This is a genomic window from Brachybacterium sp. AOP42-C2-15, from assembly GCF_052377065.1.
Lineage (GTDB): Bacteria > Actinomycetota > Actinomycetes > Actinomycetales > Dermabacteraceae > Brachybacterium.
The window spans coordinates 1-21,396 of sequence record NZ_JBQSWK010000005.1 but is presented as its reverse complement, the minus strand read 5'-3'; the positions used below and the strand labels follow the sequence as shown (position 1 = coordinate 21,396).

16 protein-coding genes are annotated in these 21,396 nt (G+C 70.0%); 5 read left to right on the top strand and 11 right to left on the bottom strand.

Translation table 11 applies throughout. The annotated features are described in order from the left end of the window. Positions 1 to 74: 74 nt before the first annotated feature. From pheA to ACT3SQ_RS03940, 6 genes are all read right to left on the bottom strand, one after another. Positions 75 to 1,052 (bottom strand): prephenate dehydratase, encoded by a 978-nt coding sequence (gene pheA / locus ACT3SQ_RS03965; protein WP_444600841.1) that lies wholly within the window; start codon positions 1,050 to 1,052, stop codon positions 75 to 77. A gap of 58 nt (positions 1,053 to 1,110) precedes the next feature. Continuing rightward, the gene (locus ACT3SQ_RS03960; RefSeq protein ID WP_441443919.1) at positions 1,111 to 1,656 is read right to left on the bottom strand and encodes a GNAT family N-acetyltransferase; all 546 of its coding nucleotides are present in this window, start codon (positions 1,654 to 1,656) and stop codon (positions 1,111 to 1,113) included. A gap of 47 nt (positions 1,657 to 1,703) precedes the next feature. Next, the gene (locus tag ACT3SQ_RS03955) at positions 1,704 to 3,104 is read right to left on the bottom strand and encodes a DUF222 domain-containing protein (RefSeq protein ID WP_442331833.1); all 1,401 of its coding nucleotides are present in this window, start codon (positions 3,102 to 3,104) and stop codon (positions 1,704 to 1,706) included. A 682-nt stretch (positions 3,105 to 3,786) separates the two neighbouring features. Next, on the bottom strand, positions 3,787 to 4,302 hold the full coding sequence (locus tag ACT3SQ_RS03950; protein ID WP_442331834.1) for a GNAT family N-acetyltransferase: 516 nt from the start codon (positions 4,300 to 4,302) through the stop codon (positions 3,787 to 3,789). After that, complete coding sequence (locus ACT3SQ_RS03945) at positions 4,299 to 4,850, bottom strand: GNAT family N-acetyltransferase (protein ID WP_441446094.1); 552 nt, start codon at positions 4,848 to 4,850, stop codon at positions 4,299 to 4,301. The genes ACT3SQ_RS03950 and ACT3SQ_RS03945 overlap by 4 nt, the downstream gene beginning before the upstream one ends. 23 nt (positions 4,851 to 4,873) lie before the next feature. Beyond that, positions 4,874 to 5,308, bottom strand: a complete 435-nt coding sequence (locus ACT3SQ_RS03940; protein WP_442331835.1) for a GntR family transcriptional regulator — start codon at positions 5,306 to 5,308, stop codon at positions 4,874 to 4,876. A gap of 85 nt (positions 5,309 to 5,393) precedes the next feature. Here ACT3SQ_RS03940 and ACT3SQ_RS03935 point away from each other — a divergent pair, with 85 nt between their 5' ends. Continuing rightward, positions 5,394 to 7,433 carry a hypothetical protein gene (locus ACT3SQ_RS03935; protein ID WP_441446092.1) on the top strand — a complete coding sequence of 680 codons (2,040 nt, stop codon included), beginning with the start codon at positions 5,394 to 5,396 and terminating at the stop codon, positions 7,431 to 7,433. A gap of 20 nt (positions 7,434 to 7,453) precedes the next feature. On the opposite strand, the gene ACT3SQ_RS03930 is transcribed toward ACT3SQ_RS03935, so the two are convergent. From ACT3SQ_RS03930 to glsA, 4 genes are read right to left on the bottom strand one after another with little or no spacing between them, the layout of a single operon-like run. After that, positions 7,454 to 8,803 (bottom strand): glycosyltransferase family 2 protein, encoded by a 1,350-nt coding sequence (locus ACT3SQ_RS03930; RefSeq protein ID WP_442331837.1) that lies wholly within the window; start codon positions 8,801 to 8,803, stop codon positions 7,454 to 7,456. Next, a complete protein-coding gene (locus ACT3SQ_RS03925; RefSeq protein ID WP_444600840.1) occupies positions 8,800 to 9,630 on the bottom strand; it encodes a DUF5926 family protein in 831 nt (276 codons plus the stop codon). The genes ACT3SQ_RS03930 and ACT3SQ_RS03925 overlap by 4 nt, the downstream gene beginning before the upstream one ends. Positions 9,631 to 9,639: 9 nt before the next feature. Next, complete coding sequence (locus ACT3SQ_RS03920; RefSeq protein WP_441446089.1) at positions 9,640 to 10,491, bottom strand: GNAT family N-acetyltransferase; 852 nt, start codon at positions 10,489 to 10,491, stop codon at positions 9,640 to 9,642. Further along, the gene (glsA, locus tag ACT3SQ_RS03915; protein WP_441446088.1) at positions 10,488 to 11,531 is read right to left on the bottom strand and encodes a glutaminase A; all 1,044 of its coding nucleotides are present in this window, start codon (positions 11,529 to 11,531) and stop codon (positions 10,488 to 10,490) included. The genes ACT3SQ_RS03920 and glsA overlap by 4 nt, the downstream gene beginning before the upstream one ends. A gap of 176 nt (positions 11,532 to 11,707) precedes the next feature. Between glsA and ACT3SQ_RS03910 the strand changes: the two genes are divergently transcribed. The 4 genes from ACT3SQ_RS03910 (at position 11,708) to ACT3SQ_RS03895 (ending at position 21,030) form a co-directional block, all read left to right on the top strand. Next, entirely contained in the window at positions 11,708 to 12,106 is a 399-nt protein-coding gene (locus tag ACT3SQ_RS03910) for a hypothetical protein (RefSeq protein WP_262425657.1), read from the top strand. A 136-nt stretch (positions 12,107 to 12,242) separates the two neighbouring features. Next, positions 12,243 to 13,025 (top strand): metal-dependent hydrolase, encoded by a 783-nt coding sequence (locus ACT3SQ_RS03905; RefSeq protein ID WP_441446087.1) that lies wholly within the window; start codon positions 12,243 to 12,245, stop codon positions 13,023 to 13,025. Positions 13,026 to 13,244: 219 nt separating this feature from the next. Then, the gene (gene pulA / locus ACT3SQ_RS03900; RefSeq protein WP_444501807.1) at positions 13,245 to 19,409 is read left to right on the top strand and encodes a pullulanase-type alpha-1,6-glucosidase; all 6,165 of its coding nucleotides are present in this window, start codon (positions 13,245 to 13,247) and stop codon (positions 19,407 to 19,409) included. 310 nt (positions 19,410 to 19,719) lie between these two features. Further along, complete coding sequence (locus ACT3SQ_RS03895; protein WP_444501808.1) at positions 19,720 to 21,030, top strand: ISL3 family transposase; 1,311 nt, start codon at positions 19,720 to 19,722, stop codon at positions 21,028 to 21,030. A gap of 35 nt (positions 21,031 to 21,065) precedes the next feature. On the opposite strand, the gene ACT3SQ_RS03890 is transcribed toward ACT3SQ_RS03895, so the two are convergent. After that, the coding region (locus ACT3SQ_RS03890) for an IS3 family transposase (RefSeq protein WP_444600839.1) at positions 21,066 to 21,396 on the bottom strand (331 nt) is incomplete at its 5' end.

Genomic DNA, 21,396 nt, shown 5'->3' with positions numbered 1-21,396 from the left:
TGTCCTCAGATCCTGTGCACTCTCAGTTCCTGTGCGTCTCAGATTCTGTGCGTGCTCAGATCCCCTGCTCGTTCTCAGATCGCTGTGGCGGGATCCGTCGGGGTGATCATTCCCGACAGCCGCTCGATCCAGTCGCGCGCGTCGTCGTAGGCATGGTCGGCGAAGTCCTCGCGGATCTCCGCCCGCTGTCCATCGATCCGCGGGTAGGAGCCGAGATAGTGCACCACCGGGCAGAGCCGATGGAGCGAGCGCAGGGCGGCGGCGACGCGGCGGTCCTCGATGTGGCCCTCGATGTCGAGGGAGAAGGAGTACCGGCCCAGGAAGTCTCCGACGGGGCGGGATTCGATCCGGGACATGTTCACGCCGTTGGAGCTGAGGATCTCGAGGGCCTCGAGCAGGGCGCCGGAGCGGTTGTGGGGCAGTTGGACGACGAGCGTGGTCTTGTCGGCGCCGGTGCGGGCGGGGATCCGGCCTTCGCGGGTGACCAGCACGAAGCGGGTGACAGCACCGTCGTAGTCCTCGATGCCTTCGGCGAGGATCTCCAGGCCGAAGTGCTTCGCTGCGAGCGGGGAGCAGACGGCGGCGCGGCCGCGGGCCTCCTCCGCGCTGACCGCGGCGAGATCTCGGGCGGCGGCTGCGGTCGATGAGGCGGCCGCGATGTTCGTGCCGGGCACGTTCTTCCGCAGCCACCCCTGGACCTGTGCCTGGGCATGCGGGTGGGAGGAGACGGTGGTCAGCTGGTCGAGGGGCGTGGCCTCTCGCGCGGCGAGCACGAAGGTGATCTGCACGGTCTGCTCGGCGACGATGACGACCGAGTCAGTGGCGGCGAGCACGTCCAGGGTGCCGGAGACGCCGCCTTCGACCGAGTTCTCGATCGGCGCCATCAGCGCATCGATGTCACCGGCGAGCAGATCGGTGGTCGCGGTGGCGACGGCCGAGAAGGGCACCAGCTCCGGCTCGGCTGCGGCGAACTCTTCGGGCGTCTCCGCGAGTGCCTGCAGGAGTGCCTGATGGGTGAAGGTCGTCTCTGGACCAAGGAATCCGTACCGCATGGTGAAATCGTACTCGGCGCACCACGGCGGGCTCGGGCGCGTTCAGGCCCGGGGATGTTCAGGCCCGGGGTCGCGGTCCGTCGCTGAACCAGTAGCGGCGTTTACCGTCGCGGATGTCCTCGAGCTGACCGCCTGCCTTCTCGATGGTCCGACGGGAGCCGTGGTTGTCGTCGTCACAGGTGACCAGCACCGGGTCCATGCCCAGCTCCTGCGCATGGACCAGTGCGAGTTCGAGGGCGGCAGAGGCGATCCCCTGCCGCCTGGCCGCGGGGCGCACCGAGTAGCCGATGTGGCCGCCCTGTTCGAGCAGGTACGGGGTGAGGCGGTGCCGGATGGCGATGAACCCGAGCATCTCGTCCGTCTCGGGGTCGAGGATCCAGCGGCTGGTGCAATGCACCCAGCCGTCGGGAAGCTCGGTGGCCGGGTCCTCCTCCTCGATGCGGGCGGTGACGAATTCGGTGACGTCGCCCGGGGCGATGGGAGGACGCTGGGGATCACGGATGCCTGACCCGTCCATCGAGGTGCCGGCGAAGTCGGTGACGCAGTCGATGTAGGCGGAGTAACGGGTGGTGTCCGGTCGGACGAGGCTGATCGCGCGGGGCATCGGGACATGGTGCCACGGTGGGTGCGACCAATCAGGAGGGTGGGTCGTCAGAAGGGTGGATCGGTGTCCCAGCGTGCGCGCCGTGCGGCGTCCTCATCGTCGTACTCGCCTTCAATGACGGGGTCGACGGGCCCCCATTCCTGGTGGATCCGTGCGTTCTCGCCATTGCGGTCCATCTCTTCCATCATGCAGAGCCACTGGAAGTGCTCCCACGACTCCATCATGGCGGTCGCGAGGCGGGGCGTAGCCAGGTCAGGGCGTGGTGAAACCCTCGTGGTGACCAGGGGTGGCGAACCGACCGTCCAAGTGGTGTCGCCGTCGGGTTCTCGGACGGGATCGACACGTCTCGCAGTCTTGAGGTCGTGATGCCCCCAGTGCAGTCGGTGGAGGTTGTCGATGCTGGTGGGGCCTCCCCGTTCGGGGTGTGCGTGGTCGAACTCTTCGATGTGGTCGTTCTCCGCATCGTCGGTGGTGCTCTTCGTGCATCCGGGCACAGCGCAGCGGGGTGTGGTCAGTCGAAGGTGCTCGACCATCTCGGGGGTGGGGCGGTAGCGCTGGGCAGGGAGCGGGAGGAAGCCTCCGGCGATCGGCTCTGTGAAGACCTTGTGCCATACCGGCTCGGACTCGGCGAGCTTCCGGGCCATCGCGGCGGGCAGCGGGGTCATGCCGCCATAGGTGGCGGGGGTGTCATCCAGGCCCATCAGGGTGAGGACGGGGATGACGATGTTGATGCGGTGCCGGGGCGCGGGCACCTCGACGCCGGCGGTATCGAGCAGGGTGCGGTGGATGATCGCGTAGCGCAGGGCCGCAAGGGTCATGGCGCCGCCGTCGCGGGCGACGTCCCCATCGAGGTCGAAGGGGATTGGGGCGCCCTGCTCGAGCGCATGGCGCTGCGCGGCCTGGACTGCCTTCGCCGAGGCGTCGATCCGGCGGGAGAGGGCGAGGATTTCGGGGATCGGGCCGGTCACGCGGAGGCAGGCGATGCCGTCATCACGCCCGCTGGACTCGACGGTGACATCGCGGGAGTGCTCTGGGCAGTGCCGTGGCTCCTCACGTTCGAACCAGGAGACCAGTTGGCGCAGCTCATCCTGGAACCGATCAGCGGGAATGGAGGCGAGGTCCCAGGCGGAGATATGTTCATCAGCTTGAGAGCGCTGAAAGGGGGTGAGATCCCTGACGGCCTTCAGCATTCTCTGATGCCAATCTTTCGGCATGTCACCTCCGGCGAGGCGTTCGAATGTTCGCGGCATCTCGTGAAGCGCGATACGCGCGTCGCGAATCCGAAAGGCCGCGAGCGCAGTGGTGGTGCGCAGGGCGATGGCGATCGCGAGACTCCGCTCCTCACGGTCATCCGTGAGGTCCGGGTTCTCGTAGTCGATCCAGAACGGAGCGAGCTCGAGAAGGTGCCGCGCGTGACGCCGCGACTCCTCGCGCTCCTCCTCCATCATCCGGGTAATGGCGGCCGCGTCAGCGCTACCGGGCTTGAGACGCCCCCGCACGGCCAGGGAATCCTCCGTGAGCGTCGAACGTGCGCGTACGCGGACCACAGGGGGCCCATCGTCGCCGGATCGACCGGCACGGGACTGGGGCTGGGGCGCGGACTGGGACTGGGACTGGAACTGGAACTCGGGCTGGACTGCCGGCTGGGGCGCGGACTGAGACCCGGCAGGACGCAGGGAGGGGTGCGGCACTTCCATCGTCACGATCTCCACCTCCTCGTCGAGTCATCGCCGGGGCATACCGCCATGGCGAACATTCATACTGGGCACCGATGCCCACAGTAACGTCGCATGACGCATTCGAGACCTCGGACATCAGCATTCTCTAAGACTGCTTCTCTCTGGCCCCTTATTTTACCCCCGAAGAGTTGACGTAGACAAGGGTCGGCACTACTTGGGGATAAACTTGTGGAAAACTCGGAGTGGGGAGGAACGGACGTCCTTATCCACATTTCTAGCCACCGATAATCCCCATTTCCGGGAGGGCCTTGACAACGAACTCGTCGCGACGGCGAGCACGGGACGCCTGCGCATATCGGACGCGACTGCATACCTCCGGATCCGGAGGGGCTTCGTCCGGTTCCCGCCCTGGCCCCTACGCGTGCCCCGACCCCGGTGTCTGCACTTCCGCCTACGCCTGCCCCGCCCCCGCATCCAGATCGAGAATCCAGCGCCGGACATGCCGGGTGCCGTCGGCCGGGTGTCGCAGGAGGTCCTCCTCCGGGTGCGCACCGAGCCGGTGGGCCACCGCGCGCGAGGCAGGGTTGCCGTCGGCGATCAGCAGCACCGCCTGTCGCAGGCGGGAGTCGCGGCGCGCCCGGCTGATCAGGGCCGAGGCGATCTGCGTTCCGACACCGCGGCCCCGCTCGGATTCGAGCACCCAGTAGGTGACGGCCACCTGGCCGCGGGAGAGCTCGGGAGCGAGCCGGTTCAGCCCACCTCCGCCGAGCAGCCGGCCCGAGGCCGCGCCGACCGCTGCGAGCTCCTGGACCGGTCCGTCCTCCCGCCAGCGCGCGCAGCGTTCCAGGAAGGACTCGAGGGAGCTCTCCGTCCAGCGCTCCCCCACGATCTCTGCGGCGAGCGCCGCGTCCTGCCCGGCGAGGATCTCGGGCCCGTGGCGAGGCTCGAGCCTCTCGAGGCGGATCACGCCCCCAGGCGCTTTCCCATCACGACCTTGCCGGGAGCCAGTTCCCCGAGCACGCTCCATCCCCGGGCACGGTAGAGGCGATGACCGCTCCCCTGCGGGTCGGCGTCGGTCTGCAGCAGCGACCGCGCGTGCGGGAGGCCCTCCATCAGAGCATCGTGGAGACGACCGCCCAAGCCGTGTCCCTGATGCGTCGGCCGGACTGCGAGCTCGACGAACTCGAAGTGGCCGCCCACCCACTCCGTTCCGTCGGCCGCCAGTCCGTCGGTCGCCAGTCCACCAGCCCCCAGACCGTCGGCCGCCAGTGCATCCGCCACCCGGTCGGCCCACCATTGCCCGCGCTCGCCCGTGTACCCCCAGCCGAAGCCGTGGAGCTCCTCCCCCATGGAGGCAGTGACCAAGCGGAAGCCGTCGCGCGAGCGGTGCTGCTCCCAGAAGCGGCTGCGCCAGTCCTCCGCATCGTCGACCGGTCCGAAAGCCGTCGTCCACACCTCGAGCACGCGATCCCGGAATGCCGCGGCGGCGTCGGCACGGTGGGTTGCGATGCGCACCTCGACCGGGTCGAGGCCACGCCTCACGCCGCGCCCCCGCCGCTCCCGCCGCTCCCGCCGTTCTCGCCGCTCTCGCCCGCGAGTGCCGCACGTACCGAGGCGAGGATCTCCACATCGCGGGCGCCACGGGCCCGGGCGGCGGCGATCGGTCCGGCGAACAGCGAGACCAGGCCTGCGTCGACCGGACCGCCGGGCTCGCGCTGGGCCGTGGTCGCAAGTTTGCGGGCTTCCATCGCCGCACCGGGGGCGATCGTCGTTCCCGCCCCGCGACGGGTGAGGAGGATCTGCGACTCCTCGAGCAGCTTGTAGGCGCGGGCCACCGTGCCGGGGGCGAGGCCGAGATCGGCGGCGTAGGTGCGGATCGCCGGCAGGCGGTCACCCGGCGTCAGCTCGCCGGTGCGGACCTGCTCGAGGATCTCGCGGCGAACCTGCTCGTACGGAGGCTGTGGAGAAGGCATGGCGACCACGATAGAGCGTGAGAGATAGGTGGAGGGTCTGCAACGGCCGGCCGCGCGGCGCAGGCCTTCCCCGTAGCATCGGGACGTGCCCCAGGAACTGCCCGCCCCCGTGCGTCGAACGCCGCTCGCCGTGCTGCTCGCACTGCTGCTCGGCGCCTTGGTCCTCGCCGGCGCGCCTACTGCTTCCGCCGACGATCCCGACGATCCCGTGCGGCTGGTGATCGCCACCGCGGGGCTCGGCTGGGAGGACATCGATCCGCAGGCCACACCGAATCTTCAGTGCCTCGCCGAGCGCTCCGGCGCGGGTGCCATGAACACCACCTCGACCTCGGTCGTCTCCACGAAGCGGCAGGGCATGGAGACGCTGCACTCCGGATACCGGGGCCTGGCGGAGGAGGCGCCGCGCACCAGCGGCATCCCGACGCCGGCGCAGGATCAGTGGGAGCAGCTCGGAGTCCCAGTCAGCACCTTCGACCTCTCGGGTCCATCGACGATGGAGATCACCGTCGGGGAGGAACGCGGCGACAGAAAGCCGGAGCGCGAGTCCGGGTACACCCAGATCGCCGATGCTCTCGCCGCGGGCGACCTGGTCCAGGTCACGGTCCCCTCGCTGCCCCAGGCCGACGGCCCGGCCCGTGCCCAGGCCCTGGTCTCCCTCGATGCTGTCGTCGGGGCGACGCTCGACGAGCTCGGCGGCTGCCAGAGCGCGGACCTCCCCCGCACCCTGCTGGTCTCCGTCGCGGCCACCGATCCCGAGCATCCGGCGTCGGCCGAGCACCCCGGGCCGGTCGCCTCGCGCACGGCGGGCCTGCAGGTCGCCCTCGACACCGCCTTCTCCGGCCAGGCCCTCACCAGCGGGGCCACCAAGCAGACCGGCGTGGTGGTGCTCACCGATGTGCTCGCCACGATCCTCACCTCCTATGACGCCACCGCCGACGGGCTGATCCCCGGTCAGCCGTTCCGCGGCACCGCGCACGACGACCCGCAGCAGCTGGCCCTGGATCGCTCCGAGGCCGCGGCGCAGGTCGATGCGGCGACCGTGCCCGCGCTCGGCTCCTGGTTCGCGCTCGGCGTGATCGGGATCGTGATCCTGCTGGTCCCGCCGCTGGCACGTCGGCCGCGTCTCGCCGCCGTCGGCCGGGCGCTCGCGGCGATCGCGCCGCTCGCACTGCCGGTGGGGATGTTCGCCTCCCTGGTGCCGTGGTGGCGCGCGGAGCATCCGACGCTGGCCCTGACGGGCGTGGTGTGGGCGGGCTGCGCGCTGCTGTCGGCGCTGGTGCTGGCCGGTCCCTGGCGCCACCATCGCCTGGGCCCCGTCGGGATCTCCGCGGCGCTGGTCGCCCTGCTGATCCTCGGCGAATCGGCCACCGGGTCGCGGTTCCAGCTGGGCTCACCGCTGGGGGCGCAGCCGATCTCCGGCGGGCGCTTCTACGGGCTGTCGAACCATCTGTTCGGGATGGTGCTCGCGGCGGCGCTGATGGCGCTGCTGTGCCTGTTCGCGGTGGTGCGCACCCCGCGTGCACGGGTGGTGTGGACGGTGGCCGTCGGCGCTCTGGTCGCGATCGTCTGCGTGGCCCCGTCGATGGGCGCGGACTTCGGGTCGATGCTGGCCACGATTCCCGCCTTCGGGCTGCTGGCGCTGCTGGTCTCCGGGATCCGGCCGCGGCTGTGGCATCTGCTCGCCCTCGGGGCGGGCGGCGCGGTCGCGGTGCTGGGGGTCTCGTTCCTGGACTGGCTGCGACCCGCCGAGGACCGCACCCACCTGGGACGCTTCATCGACGAGCTCCTCAGCGGCGAGGTGATCTCGGTGGTGGTCCGAAAGCTCGCCCAGAACGTCGCGATGACCACCGGATACCCGTCGCTGGCGGTCGTGATGGTGCTCGCGGTGGTGGCGTCGATCGCGCTGCTGATCCCGGGCCGACTGCGCTGGCGGCGGCTCGTGGCGCTGGATGCCGAGCACCCCGCCTCGTACTGGGTGCGGGTCGCGCTCGTGGTGGGCACCTGGGTCGGCTACGCGGTCAACGACACCGGGCCGGTGCTGGTCGCAGCCATGTTCGGCATCTGGCTGTGCTACCTGCCCGCGGTGCTGCCGGCGCCTCAGGACCTGGGTCAGGAACGGGACTGAGACCAGAACCAGAACGCTGGCTAAAGGTTCTCCGCGTCCACCGCGGCGTGCACCACGAGCGAGGTGTACTCGTCGGGGCTGAGCGGTGTGGGCAGGGACTCCGGGATCGTGGGCTCTCCGACCTCGAGGTGCGAGGCGATGATCACCGCATGCTCCGGGGTGAAGCGGCCCTCGACGGGCGCACCCCGGAGCCGGGTCGCGAGCGTCTCGAGGTCGGTCTCCGCGAGGTAGACGACGTCATCGGGGGCGAAGTCGCCGTCCACCGGCAGGTCACGCAGCAGGGCGTCGAGCTCCGCGGCGTCCACGTCGCCGAGGGCTCGGGTCTCGTCGTCGGAGAACTCCCCGGTGACGGGCAGGTCCGCGAGGGTCAGCCGACGGGCCTCGGCATGCTCTGCACGCTCGGACTCGGTGGCAGGCTCCGGGACGACGGTCCAGGTCTTCTCCTCGTCATGGTCCGTCGGTGCCGACGGGAGTGGCGGCAGCGGTGCGACCTCCAGCGGCTCCGGATCCTCCGGCGACTCGGCCTGCCCTTCCTCCTCGAGGTCGGGGGCCAGGTGGCGCTTGCGGGCGAGCGCCCGCACCACATCGCGCAGCTGCGCGGCACGATGCAGCTGGCCGCGAAGATCCTTGCCGGTGGCGCGGTGATGGAGCTCGGCCGGGATCTCCTTGACCCAGAACCCGCTGCTGAGCGCATCGATCGTCAGCGAGGTCTCCACGCCCCAGCCGGAAGCGAGCGGGAGGCAGGCCTCCCAGGTCTCCCGGGTGATGCAGCGAGTGCCGGACAGCGGCTGGTTCGGCTCCCAACCGGTGGCGCGGTGGATGCCGCGGCGCGCGGTCCGCACCACGATGCCCATCCCGGCGGCGCCCTCCTGCGGGGGCAGCAGGGCGATGGCCATGTCCACGCCCTCGTCGAGCACCGCATCGACCAGCGGCTGCGCGGCCTCGGCGGAGCCGCCCATATCCGCGTCGAGGAACAGCAGGGCGCGCGGCACGGTCTCGGCGGCGTCGATCACCGGCAGCGGGCCGGTGTGGCCGGGCGAACGCGGTTCGGCGTGCAGCTCCTCGGAGAAGCTCGCACCCCCGTCGGCCCGTTCGGCGTCCTCGCGGATCGCGACCATCTGGGCACCGGTCGCCATCGCCGCGGCCTTGCCGCGGTTGGTCTTGTGCCGCACCACCAGGGCATCCGCCCCCATGGCGACGGCGGACGTGGCGTCGGTGGAGCCGTCGTCGACGACCACCACCAGGTCCACGCCCGTGATCCTGCGGGCGGACTCGATGGTCGCCTCGATCCGCTCCGCCTCGTTCTTGGCGGGGATCACGACGGCCACCCGCTCGGGGCGGTGGGCCGTCAGCGGCCCCGCGGTGCTCATCGCAGCGTCACCTGACGGGCGACGATGCCGCCCCGTGCCCGACGCTCGAGGGTGGTGAGCGGCTCGGTCGAGGCGAGCGCCTCCTCGAATCGGGTGCGGAACGCCTCTGCCTCGGCCTCGGCGGCCTCGACGCCGGATCCCTTCGCGAGATCCCACACCGGGATCGACAGGCCCTCGGCGCGGAAGGAGCCGACGTACTTGGCGCCCTCGCAGATCGCGGATTCACGACGGGCGTGGAGGCGGGTGACCGCGTCGATCACCTTCTCCTCATCGGCGTCGAGCACCCAGCGCACGTGCTCCTTCGCGCCGGCGTCGACCCAGTAGGCGTGGGGCAGGCCGGCGACCGCGCGGGTCTGCATGATCGAGTCGTTCGCCTGGGAGATGGCCTGGTCGATCTCACCGGTGCGCTCGGCGCTGGGATCGAGCCAGAACTCGAAGGTGTCCTGCACCTGGAGCTCGAAGTCGCCGGTGAGGTCGAGGATGTCCTGCAGGCGCGGGGCGTCCTCGTCGAGGGTGACGGTGGTGATCGGGTTGCCGGGCTCGAGCGCGGCGGCGAGCTTGATCGCCTGGCCGATTCCGCGCGAGAGATCGTTGCCGGGATAGCCGGCCTGAATGCCGACGGTGACGGAGCCGTCGGTGCGGCGCACCGCGGGCCAGGCCATCGGCAAGATGGTCGCGAGCTCGACGTCGAGGGAGCCGTACTCCGCGGTGGTCTTCGCAGCCATGGTCGCGGCCGGGATCAGCTGGCGCATGGCCACCAGGTCCTGTTCGTTCGGCAGGCCCTCGAAGGGGCGGCGGACCAGGTCGTTGCTCGAGGTGGAACTCATGGGACGAGTCTACCGATCCACGGGCGCTTCCTCGCGCAGGGCGGCCTCGAGCACCGCCAGGTCGCCTGGGCGCAGGTCCCGTCCGTGGTCCGGGCGCGGATGCCGGGGGCGGCGGGTGAGGTGGACGGGCACGGTCTCCAGTCCCAGGCGCAGGGCGACGGCGATGCGGTGATTGCCGTCGATCGTCGCGAACTCCTCGTGGAAGGCCAGATCGATCGGGGTGCGCATGCCGTCCCGTGCGATCTGCGCTTCGAGACGGTCCAGGTGCGTCGGGGTTTCGAAGGTCGGGGACCCGACGAGCTCGCGGTCCACCGCCCGGTAGCGCGCGACCAGCTCGGTGGGCAGCTCGACACTCTCCTGCTCCATCGGGGCGGCGCGGCGCTCCATGAACAGCTCGGTGTCGTCGTCAGGGTTTCGGCCGCCGGTCCCGAAGCCGCAGCTCTCATAGAGACGGCGGGCGGGCAGGTTCGTCTCGACGACCGCCAGGAGCAGGCGGGTCTGCGGGTGATGGGCGGCGAGATGCTCGACCGCGGCGGCGACCAGGGCACGGCCGACGCCGCGACCGCGGTGCTCCGGGGCGACCCACACGGAGATCAGCTCGGCGCGGGCCCCCGGGACGTCCCCGTACACGGGATCGTCACCGAACAGGAGCCGACCCATCGCGGCGGGTTGTCCGTCGACCTCCACCACGAAGGGGACCCTCGGCCAGCTGACCCCCTCGCGCCAGTGGGCCTCGGTGTCGCGATGGCGGATCTCGGCGAGCGTGCTCCCGAAGGCCCAGGGAGCATCCTCCAGGGCTCGCAGCCGCAGGTCGCGCCAGAGCCGCCACTCGCCCGGAGCGAGCTGACGTGCCGCGATCACGGGTGCGTGCCCACTTCCATCAGCTCCTGGGCGCACTCCTCGAGATCCCGCGGCACCACGCCGTCGAGCATGTGGAGGGCGAAGTCCTGGCTGAGCCGTTCGAAGAAGTAGGTGCCGCGCACGGAGTTGCCGTGCAGGTCCAGCTGCGGGGCGTAGCTGGCGACGCCGAAGCGGGAGGGCAGAGCAGCGATGATCCCGCCGCCCACCCCGGACTTCGCGGGCAGGCCCACGTCCCCGACCCAGTCCCCCGCGTTGTCGTACATCCCGCAGGTGAGCATCACCGAGAGCACCTGGCGGGCGGCGACCCGGGAGAACACGTTCTGCCCGGTCAGCGGGTTGGTGCCGCCGGAGGCGAGGGTCGCGGCCATCACCGCGAGGTCGGTGACGGTGGTGAGCACCGCACAGCCCTCGATGTAGCCGCCCACCACCTCGGCGGCGTCCTCGCTCATCGATCCGGCCGCGCGCAGCATGTACGCGAGGGCGAGGTTGCGGTCGGCGGTGGTCAGCTCCTCATCCCGGGTCTCCCGGTGCAGCTCGAGGGGGTGGCCGGCGGCGGCGTCCAGCACCTCACGCAGGCGTTGCGTGCGCTCCTCCTGAGTGGGGCCGAGCATTGCATGAGTGCGGATCGCACCGATGTTGACCAGTGGATTCTTGGGCTTCTTGGAGTACGGATCGAGGCTGAGGGCGTTGAACTCCTCCCCCGTCGGCTCCTCGTCGACCACGGAATCCACATACTCCATGCCGTGCAGGTCGATCGCCGCACCGTACGCGAACGCCTTGGAGATCGACTGCATGGGGAAGGCGTGCTCGGTGCCGGCGGAGGTGATCTCCCCGTCGATCGAGCAGACGGCCACGCCGAGGTGGTCATCGCGCGCGCCGGAGAGATACGAGAGCTCGGGGATGTCCCCGACCTCCTCGGCGCTGCCGGAGATGCCCCGATCGGGCAGGATCGCCCCGAGCTCCTCGGAGGTCTCGGGCACCGTCGCCGTGGAGAGGGCGAAGGTGAGGCGGTTCAGGTACGTGGTCAGTGCGCTCGTCACGGCACCGACCGTACAGGCCTCCGCCTCGCCACATGAGAGACTGCCTCGCCCGCCCCGACCTCGCGAGATACCGTGAGGCATGACCGTTACGCCGCTGCTCGACACCGATGTCATCGCCCGCCACACCCTCGCGCACGACGCCTCCCCTTTCCTGCTGCTGCTGGAGGCGTGACGCGATGAACATTGTGGAATGGCGACATCCGGTGCGTGTGCCCGAGCCGTATCGCAGCCTGTTCGTGATCGCGATCGGGGTGATCCTGGTCCGCACCTTGCTCCCCTATTCGGCGACGTTCACCCTGGTCGTCAGCTTCGTGGGCGGCGCGGTAGGAATCGCGTTCGCCCTGGTGGTGCTCTCCCGCGGCTTCGATCCCGTGGTCCCGCGCTCCTGGTCCGAGAGCGGCTTCATCGTGGCGCTCCTGCTCGCTCTGATGCTGGTGATGTCGGTGTCCGAGGGATTCTCGTGGACCGGACGCTTGATCGGAGTGATCGTCGGCATCGGCATCGCGGTCTGCGCCTTTCATGTGGCGGAGGTACTGCATCAGCGGAGCAGCTCCAAGAGCAGCCCGCGAGGCTGACGAACGCCGTCCGCTGTCATGACCCGCCGGTAGTCTTCCCAGCGGTCCTCCTCCCCCGGTGACGTCCTGCGTCCCACCAGCGGCTCCCCGCCCACTTCCCAGGTGGGACCGCACAGGACGACTCCCGAGGAGGACGATGCCCATGATGGGCGGACATCACGCGATCAGCGGCACCGCCGCCTGGATGGCCCTGGCCGGCTCCACCTCGATGATGGGGCACGTGGCGGGACTGGACCTGTGGGACCTGACCCCTGAGCAGGTGATCGCCGGGGCGGTGGTCTCCACCGGCGCGGCCCTGCTGCCGGATATCGACCATCCCAGTGCCACGATCTCCCGCTCCGGCGGCGGCCTCACCAAGGCGCTCACCCGGATGGTCGGCTCCTTGGCCGGGCACCGCGGGGCGACCCACACCCTCCTCGCCGTCGCCGCCTTCACCACGCTGGCGGCGCTCGTGAACGGGCTCGACTGGCAGGTCCAGGTACCCGTGCTGGGCGAGGTGCAGGCTGGCGCCGCGCTCCTGGTCGCCGTGATGTGCGCCTTCGGCACCCGGGCGCTGAAGGCGGTCAAGGGAAGACTGCTGCCGTGGGTCGTGGGCGCCGGTTCCGGGCTGCTGGTCGGGGTCATCGCGCCGGACACGTCGATCTGGCTGCCGGCCGCCGTGGCGGTGGGGGCGCTGGCCCATCTCGTCGGCGACCTGCTCACCACCGACGGGATCCCCTTCCCCACCTGGCCGCTAACGGTGAAACCGCCGAAGCGACTGGCCTCGCCCTTCTGGCAGCGCAGCGGCGACATCGCCCTGCCGCTGCTGGGCAACGCCGGCAGCGCGCGCGAATGGCTGCTGTGCACGGTGCTGACCGGCTACGCCGCGGTCACGACGATCGCCACCATCGCCGGGGCACCCGAGGTGTTGAGCCTCTGAAACGCGGGTGAACAGAGCCCAGAATCCTGAAAGATCTTGCAGGTTCTACTCTCACCCTTGAGCAGGTGACCTGCACCCCCTACGGTGGAGACGGCAAACACCGCTCGGTCGCGGGTTTCGCCTTGCAGTTCTTGCAGGATCGTCGTCTCCCGTCGGCTCCTGCGCGCCCTCCCCCGTCGGCCCCGGCCGGCGCCCTTGCTCGGACAGAGGAGTCCCCGCATGTCGGTCCCGCGGTCTGCCCATCCCACCCGCATTGCCACCCGCTCCCGCCTGCTCGCGGCGGTCACCTCGCTGCTGATGGCGACGGCCACGATCCTCGGCACCGCGCCGCTGGTGTTCGCCCTCGGCCCCGATCAGCCGGTGCTCGCCGGCTCCCTGCAGGACGAGCTGGGCTGCGAGGCGGACTGGGACCCGACGTGCGAGGCGAGCGCGCTCGCCCCCACCGCTGTGGCCGGGCAGTGGGAGTCGACCTTCGAGGTCCCCGCCGGGCAGTACGAGGTCAAGGCGGCGATCGGCGGCAGCTGGGATACGGCCTACGGGCTGGACGGCGGAGAGGACAACATCCCGCTGGCCGTCGCCGCGCCCACCCGCGTGACCTTCCGCTTCGACGAAGAGACGTCCCGGCTCTCCGTCGCGCTCGCGGAGCAGGGCGGGGAGTACACCGAGCAGGATGCCGAGCTCGCGCACGCCCCCTACCGCCACCCCGGCGGCGGCGAGACCTTCTACTTCGTGCTCACCGACCGCTTCGAGAACGGCGACCCCGCCAACGACACCGGTGGCATCGACGGCGAGCGCCTGGATCACGGCTTCGACCCTACCGACAAGGGCTTCTACCAGGGCGGCGACATCGCCGGGCTCCACTCGCAGCTGGACTACATCGAGGGCCTGGGGATGAGCGCGATCTGGCTGACCCCGTCCTTCACCAACAACCCGGTCCAGGGCGAGGGCGAGGATGCGAGCGCCGGCTATCACGGCTACTGGGTCACCGACTTCACCACCATCGACCCGCACCTGGGCACGAACGAGGAGCTCAAAGCGCTGATCGACGATGCCCACGCGCGCGGCATCAAGGTCTACTTCGACATCATCACCAACCACACCGCCGACCTCATCGACTACGAGGAGGGCGAGTACGGCTACGTCGACCAGGCGACCAGCCCGTACCTCGACGCGGCCGGAAATCCGGTGGACGTCACCGCGCTGGCGCAGTCCGCGGAGTTCCCGGCCATGGATCCGGCGAGCTCGTTCCCCTACACCCCGGTGCGTTCGGCGGAGAACCAGGTGATGGTCCCCGAGGCGCTGAATGACGTGACGATGTACCACAACCGCGGCAACTCGACGTGGGAGGGCGAGTCGGTGACCTTCGGTGATTTCGACGGCCTGGATGACCTGATGACCGAGGATCCGCGGGTGCTGGCCACGATGGAGGACATCTACACCACCTGGATGGACTTCGGGATCGACGGCTTCCGCATCGACACCGCCAAGCACGTCGACTTCCAGTTCTGGCAGGCCTTCACCTCGACCCTCGTCGATCACCAGGGCGCGGCCCCGGCCGGGGAGCAGTTCTTCACCTTCGGCGAGGTGTACGACGCCGACGCCACCAAGCTCTCCCCCTATGTGCGCGAGACCGAGATGGACTCGGTGCTCGACTTCGCCTACCAGTCCACCGCGACGAACTGGGCGAAGGGGTTCACCGCGCAGGGCATGGCCGGCCTGTTCGCCGCGGATGACCACTACACGACGGCAGACTCCTCCGCCGCGGACCTGCCCACCTTCGTGGGCAACCACGACATGGGCCGCATCGGCTACCTGCTGGCCGGCTCCGACCGGCTCGGCGAGCGGACCGCCTTCGCACACGAGACGATGCTGCTGACCCGTGGCCAGCCGGTGATCTACTACGGCGACGAGCAGGGCTTCGCGGGCGACGGCAACGACAAGGACGCCCGCCAGTCGATGTTCGCCAGCCAGGTCCCCTCCTATCTCGACGACACCCTGATCGACGGCAGCCCCTACGGCGACGGCGAGCACTTCTCGACCGACGCCCAGCTGTACCCGCTGATCAGCGAGCTCGCCACGCTGCGCAACTCCACCCCGGCGCTCGCCACCGGCGCACAGATCGAGCTGCACGCGGAGGAGGGCGCCGGCATCTACGCCTTCTCCCGCGTGGACCGCGAGGAGCAGCTCGAGCACCTGGTCGCGCTGAACAACTCCCCCGAGGCGCGCACCGTCACCCTCACCACCCTCACCCCGGGCGCGAGCTTTACCTCGCTGTACGGCGACCACGCCCCGGTGACCGCCGCGGCGGACGGCACCGTCGAGATCACGGTGCCCGCACTCGGCGCCGTGGTGCTGGTCGCCGATGCGCCCGTCGTCGCCGCCGGTGACGCGCAGGCGATCACGCTCGATCTCGCCGACGGCGCGAAGGTCGAGGGTCAGGCACCGATCAGCGCCGACGTCACCGCCGACCGCTGGGCCGAGACCTCCTTCAGCTGGCGCCTCGCCGGCGAAGCGACCTGGACCGCGCTCGGCACCGCGGAGGACGACACCCCGCGTGTGTTCCACGACGTGAGCTCGCTGCCCGTGGGCACCCTGCTCGAGTACCGCGCGGTCTCCACCGACGCGGCCGGGGACCGGGTCGCGGACTCGACCACGGCCGTCGTCGGCGCGGACCTCTCCGCCGCCGGTTCCGAGGAGGGCCCGGGCGCGATCGACGAGCTGTCCGTGACGCTGCCCGGCTCGCATAATGCCGCGATGGGCTGCCCGGGCGACTGGCAGCCGGACTGCACCGCCGCCCAGCTCGCCCTGGATGCCGATTCCGGGAAGTACACCGGCACCTTCGACATCCCGGCCGGCGACTTCGCCTTCAAGGTCGCTGTCGGCGGGAGCTGGGACGAGAACTACGGCGCGGGCGGCGTGCCCGGCGGCGAGGACATCACCTATACCCATGAGGGTGGGCCGCTGACCTTCTGGTACGACCCGGCCACGCACGTCGTGCAGAACAGCGCCCAGGGTCCGTTCATCACCCTGCCCGGCTCCTTCAACGCCGCGCTCGGCTGCCCCGAGGACTGGATGCCCGGATGCATGCGCACCTGGATGCAGGATGTCGACGGCGACGGCGTGCACACGTTCACCACCGACGAGGTCCCCGGCGGGTCCTACGAGGTGAAGGCCGCTCACGGAGGATCCTGGGATGAGAGCTACGGCGTGGGCGGTGAGCCGGGCGGCGGCAATTACACCTTCTCCACCCAGGACGGAGAGATCGTGACCTTCACCTACGATCTGGCCACCCATCAGCTGACCATCGAGGCCGCCGATCCGCTGACCGCCGGCTCCGGCAAGCAGCTCGGCCACTTCGTGGACGCCGGCACCATCGCCTGGCCCACGAACCTGGTCACCGCCGGCGAGGACACCCGCTGGGAGCTGTTCACGGCGCCGACCGGCGGGCTCACCGTCGCAGACGGCGAGGTCACCGGGGGCGAGAGCCTCGGCGAGCTGACCCTGCGGGACGGCGGTCTGGAAGAGGCCGAGCTCGCCGGGCGCGGGCACCTGAAGGACTTCCTCGCGCTCGAGCTGCCGGCGCTGGACCGGGCAGTGCTCGAGGAGGCGCTGCGCGGTGAGCTGGCACTGGCCCAGTACGGCCCGGACGGGATCGAAGTCCTCACCGGGCTGCAGATCCCCGGAGTGCTCGATGATCTCTACGCGGGAGATGCCGCCGAGCAGGAACTCGGCGTGAGCTGGAGCGATGGAGTGCCCACCCTGTCGCTGTGGGCACCGACCGCCCAGAACGTGACGCTGCAGCTGCACGGCCCGGCGGAGGCGGCGGGTGATCCGTCGGCCGCTGATCCGTCGGCCGCTCGTGCCGTCGCCGCAACCGAGATCGCGATGGAGCGCGGAGCCGGCGGCGTGTGGGCCGCGACCGGCGAGGCCGACTGGACCGATCAGGCCTACACCTTCGCCGTGGACGTCTTCGTCCCCTCCCTCGGCGAGGTGGTCACCAACACCGTCACCGACCCGTACTCCGTGGGCCTGACCCTGAACTCGCAGCACTCGGTGCTGCTGGATCTCGCAGATCCACGCTGGGCGCCGGAGGTCTGGACCGACACCTCCGCCCCGGCGGTCGCGCAGTTCGCCGATCAGACCATCTACGAGCTGCACCTGCGGGACTTCTCCGCCGGTGACGAGGCTCTGCCCGAGGAGGTCCGGGGCAGCTATGCCGCCTTCGGGCACCCGGATTCGGCAGGGTCGGCACGGCTCGGTGAGCTCGCCGAGGCGGGCGTGACCACCGTGCATCTGCTGCCCACCTTCGATATCGCCACCATCGAGGAGGACCGCGCCGCGCAGGTCCAGCCGGATCTTCCGGCCGACGCCGGACCCTCCTCGACCGAGCAGCAGGCGGCGGTGACCGCTGTCGCGGACCAGGACCCCTACAACTGGGGCTACGACCCGCTGCACTACATGAGCCCCGAGGGCTCCTATGCGACCACAGGTCACCAGATCGGTGGTGAGCGCACCGCAGAGTTCCGCTCCATGGTGGGCGAGCTGCACGGGATGGGCCTGCAGGTGGTGCTCGATCAGGTCTACAACCACACCGCCGCGCACGGTCAGGCCGACACCTCGGTGCTGGACCGGATCGTTCCCGGCTACTACCAGCGGTTGAATCTCGACGGCGGGGTGGAGAACTCCACCTGCTGCTCGAACATCGCCACCGAGCACGACATGGCGCAGAAGCTCATGGTCGACTCCACCGTGCTCTGGGCCCGCGAGTACCACGTGGACGGATTCCGCTTCGACCTGATGGGCCATCACAGCGCCGACAACATGCTCGCCGTGCGCGAAGCGTTGGACGAGCTGACGCTCGAGGCCGACGGGGTGGACGGGAAGAGCATCTACCTCTATGGCGAGGGCTGGGACTTCGGCGAGATCGCCGGCAACGCCCGCTTCACGCAGGCCACCCAGGGACAGCTGGGCGGCACCTCGATCGGCACCTTCAACGACCGGCTGCGGGATGCCGTTCACGGAGGCAGCCCCTTCGATACCGACAAGCGCACCGTGCAGGGCTTCGGCAACGGCCTGTCCACGATGCCGAACGGGTTCGCGGAGGTGGGCGAGGAGGAGCAGCTGACCGACCTGCGCCACCGCACCGACCTGATCCGGATCGGGATGGCCGGCAACCTCGCCGACTACGAGCTGCTGAGCTCGACCGGGGAGGTGGTGCGCGGTGATCAGCTGGACTACAACGGCGCTCCCGCCGGGTACGCCACTCGTCCCGAGGAGACGGTCAACTACGTCGACGCGCATGACAACGAGGCGCTGTACGGCATGAACGTGTGGAAGCTGCCGCAGGATGCCACCCTGGAGACCAGGCTGCGGATGAACACGCTGTCCCTGGCCACGGTGACCCTGGGCCAGTCCCCCTCGTTCTGGGCGGGCGGCACAGATCTGCTGCGCTCGAAGTCGCTGGACCGCGACAGCTATAACTCCGGCGACCACTTCAACACGATCGACTGGACGAAGCAGACCAACGGGTTCGGCAACGGCCTGCCGCCGGAGGAGAAGAACGGCGAGGCCTGGGATCTGATGGTGCCGATGCTCGAGGATCCGGCGAAGACCCCGACCCCGGAGGACATCGGACTCTCGAGCGAGGTCACCCTGGATCTGCTGCGGATGCGCTCCTCCTCGACCCTGTTCACCCTCGGCGACGCGGAGCTGATCCGGCAGAAGGTCAGCTTCCCCAACGCCGGCGCCGACGCCACCGCCGGTCTGCTGGTGATGCGGGTCGACGACACCGTGGGCGTGGACGCGGATCCGGCGCTCGACGGGCTGGTCACCGTGTTCAACGCGACCGGTGAGCCGATCACCGAGGCCGTCGAGGGCATGGCCGGGTTGGACTACCAGCTGCACGAGGTGCAGTCCGGCGGCGCCGACGAGGTGGTCAAGCAGGCCACCTGGGATGCGGACACCGGCACCGTCACCGTGCCCGCGCAGACCGTCGCGGTGTTCGTGGCCCCGCATGCCGGAAGCGGTGGGGAGGATCCCGGTGACGGCGGCGGAGACAAGCCTGGCGACGGGGAGCAGCCCGGTGGCGGCGACGAGGGCGGGGAGCAGCCTGGCGGGGGCGATGATGGCCAGGCCCCTGGTGACGGCGAGGCGCCCGACGGCGGAGGCGAAGCTCCCGGTGACGGCGACTCCGTCGATGACGACGCTTCCGACTCCGGCACCGGCACCAGCACCGGCACCGGCTCGCAGGATGATCCGGCGGCCGACGGTTCCCGCGGGCCGCTCGCCCGAACCGGCCTCGAGGTCCTGCCCTGGGCGCTCGCGGCGGCGCTCGCACTCGGTATCGGCATCTCACTGACTGCGCGGGCCCGCAGCCGGGGGTGACGGACCCCGTCCCGATCAGGGGATCGCGCGCTCCACGCCCTTTCCGGGCCGCGGAGCGCGCACGCCCAGCGCCCGCCGCTCGCCGCTCGCCGCTCGCCGTCCGAATCTACCGCCACAGGAGTCCTCACGATCCGGGACGAGAACTCCGCGTGTCACGGTGAGGTCGCGGGCGCTGCGCAGTGGACAGATCTGGCTCTTCGCAGGTGAGGGGGTAGCTGCGGGGCGTGAGGTGGGCGCGTCGGTGCCGGGATAGACGTCGAGGTCTCCCGAAGATGGAAGTTCTGACGCTCACCGTCTGGAAGACCTCGACATGCCCAACGCTACCTTCGACAGTCCCGACCTGACGACCTTCGCCCGCCTCGGGGAGCTCGGTCTGGTCGTGGTCGGCCAGAGACTCACACCCGAACGGGCGATGCTGGAGTGCCGGCTCGTCGATGAGGACCCGTGGTGCCGGGCCTGCGGAGCACTCTCGACTTCGCGGGGCTCCATCTCCCGGTCCCTGGCGCATGAGCCGTTCGGCCACTGCCCTACGACTTTGCTGGTGCGGATCCGCCGCTACCGGTGCGACCACTGCGGAACCCACTGGCGCGAAGACACCACCACTGCAGCAGCTGAGCGGGCGAAACTCTCCCGGGGCGGGATCCGCTGGGCGCTGGAGACTCTGGTCATCGATCACCTCTCGATCGCGCGGGTCGCCGCTGGGCTGGGCGTCGCCTGGCACACCGCCAACGACGCCGTCCTGGCCGAGAGGAAACGACTGCTGATCGATGACTCGGCCCGCTTCGACGGGGTCCGCGTGATCGGCGTCGACGAGCACGTCTGGCGCCACACCCGCCGCGGCGACAGGTACGTCACGGTGATCATCGACCTCACCCCCACCAGGGACAAGACCGGGCCGGCTCGGTTGCTGGACATGCTCGAGGGCCGCTCCAAGGCGGCGTTCAAGGCCTGGCTCGAAGCTCGCCCCGAGGCGTGGAAGGACCGCATCGAGGTGGTGGCAATGGATGGGTTCACGGGGTTCAAGAGCGCCACGAGCGAGGTCCTGCCCGGCGCGGTCGCGGTCATGGATCCCTTCCACGTCGTCCGCCTCGCCGGGGGCTCATTGGATGACTGCCGCCGCCGCGTCCAGCAGCAGCTCCACCAGCGTCGGGGCCGCAAAGGCGACCCCCTCTACAAGTCCCGCCGCACCCTCCACACCGGGATCAGCCTTCTGACCAACCGTCAATCCGAGCGCCTCAGCGCCCTGTTCGCGAGCGAGAAGCATGCGGCGGTCGAGGCGACCTGGGAGGTCTACCAGGCGATGATCGCCGACTATCGAGAACCCGCCAGGACCAGAGCCAGAGCGATGATGGAGAAGGTCATCGCGGCCCTCCGGGCGGCGGCCCCGGACGCCCTCGTGGAGTTGGGAAAGCTCGGCCGGACGCTGACCAAGCGCGCGGACGACATCCTGGCGTTCTTCGATCGCCCCGGCACCAGCAACGGCCCCACCGAGGCGATCAACGGCCGACTCGAACACCTCTGCGGTTCAGCCCTCGGCTTCCGGAATCTCACGAACTACATCGCTCGCAGTCTCCTCGAATCAGGAGGCTTCAGAAACCAGCTACACCCTCGCATGCGATGAGTCGGGACTGATGCGCGATCAGGTGTCAGCTGAGGTTAGGCCGCCAGGCTGACGGTCGGGTTCATGATGGCCTCGTACTCGATGGGGGTCAACCGGCCCAGACGGGCCTGTCGACGGCGACGGTGGTACGTCCTCTCGATCCAGGTGACGATTGCGATCCGCAGCTCTTCCCGGGTTCGCCATCGACGTCGGTTCAGGACGTTCTTCTGCAGCAGAGCGAAGAAGGACTCCATCGCTGCGTTGTCCCCGGCCGCACCGACTTTCCCCATCGATCCCACGAGGTGGTGACGGTTCAGAGCGTGCACGAATTTTCGCGACCTGAACTGAGATCCGCGGTCGCTGTTAAACCGAGTTCGGCTTAACAGC

Coding starts and splice junctions, on each gene's coding strand:
- pheA (WP_444600841.1), bottom strand. CDS start 1,052: ATGCGGTACGGATTCCTTGGTCCAGAGACGACCTTCACCCATCAGGCA.
- ACT3SQ_RS03960 (WP_441443919.1), bottom strand. CDS start 1,656: ATGCCCCGCGCGATCAGCCTCGTCCGACCGGACACCACCCGTTACTCC.
- ACT3SQ_RS03955 (WP_442331833.1), bottom strand. CDS start 3,104: ATGATGGAGGAGGAGCGCGAGGAGTCGCGGCGTCACGCGCGGCACCTT.
- ACT3SQ_RS03940 (WP_442331835.1), bottom strand. CDS start 5,308: ATGCCTTCTCCACAGCCTCCGTACGAGCAGGTTCGCCGCGAGATCCTC.
- ACT3SQ_RS03930 (WP_442331837.1), bottom strand. CDS start 8,803: ATGAGCACCGCGGGGCCGCTGACGGCCCACCGCCCCGAGCGGGTGGCC.
- ACT3SQ_RS03925 (WP_444600840.1), bottom strand. CDS start 9,630: ATGAGTTCCACCTCGAGCAACGACCTGGTCCGCCGCCCCTTCGAGGGC.
- ACT3SQ_RS03910 (WP_262425657.1), top strand. CDS start 11,708: ATGAACATTGTGGAATGGCGACATCCGGTGCGTGTGCCCGAGCCGTAT.
- ACT3SQ_RS03905 (WP_441446087.1), top strand. CDS start 12,243: ATGCCCATGATGGGCGGACATCACGCGATCAGCGGCACCGCCGCCTGG.
- pulA (WP_444501807.1), top strand. CDS start 13,245: ATGTCGGTCCCGCGGTCTGCCCATCCCACCCGCATTGCCACCCGCTCC.
- ACT3SQ_RS03895 (WP_444501808.1), top strand. CDS start 19,720: ATGCCCAACGCTACCTTCGACAGTCCCGACCTGACGACCTTCGCCCGC.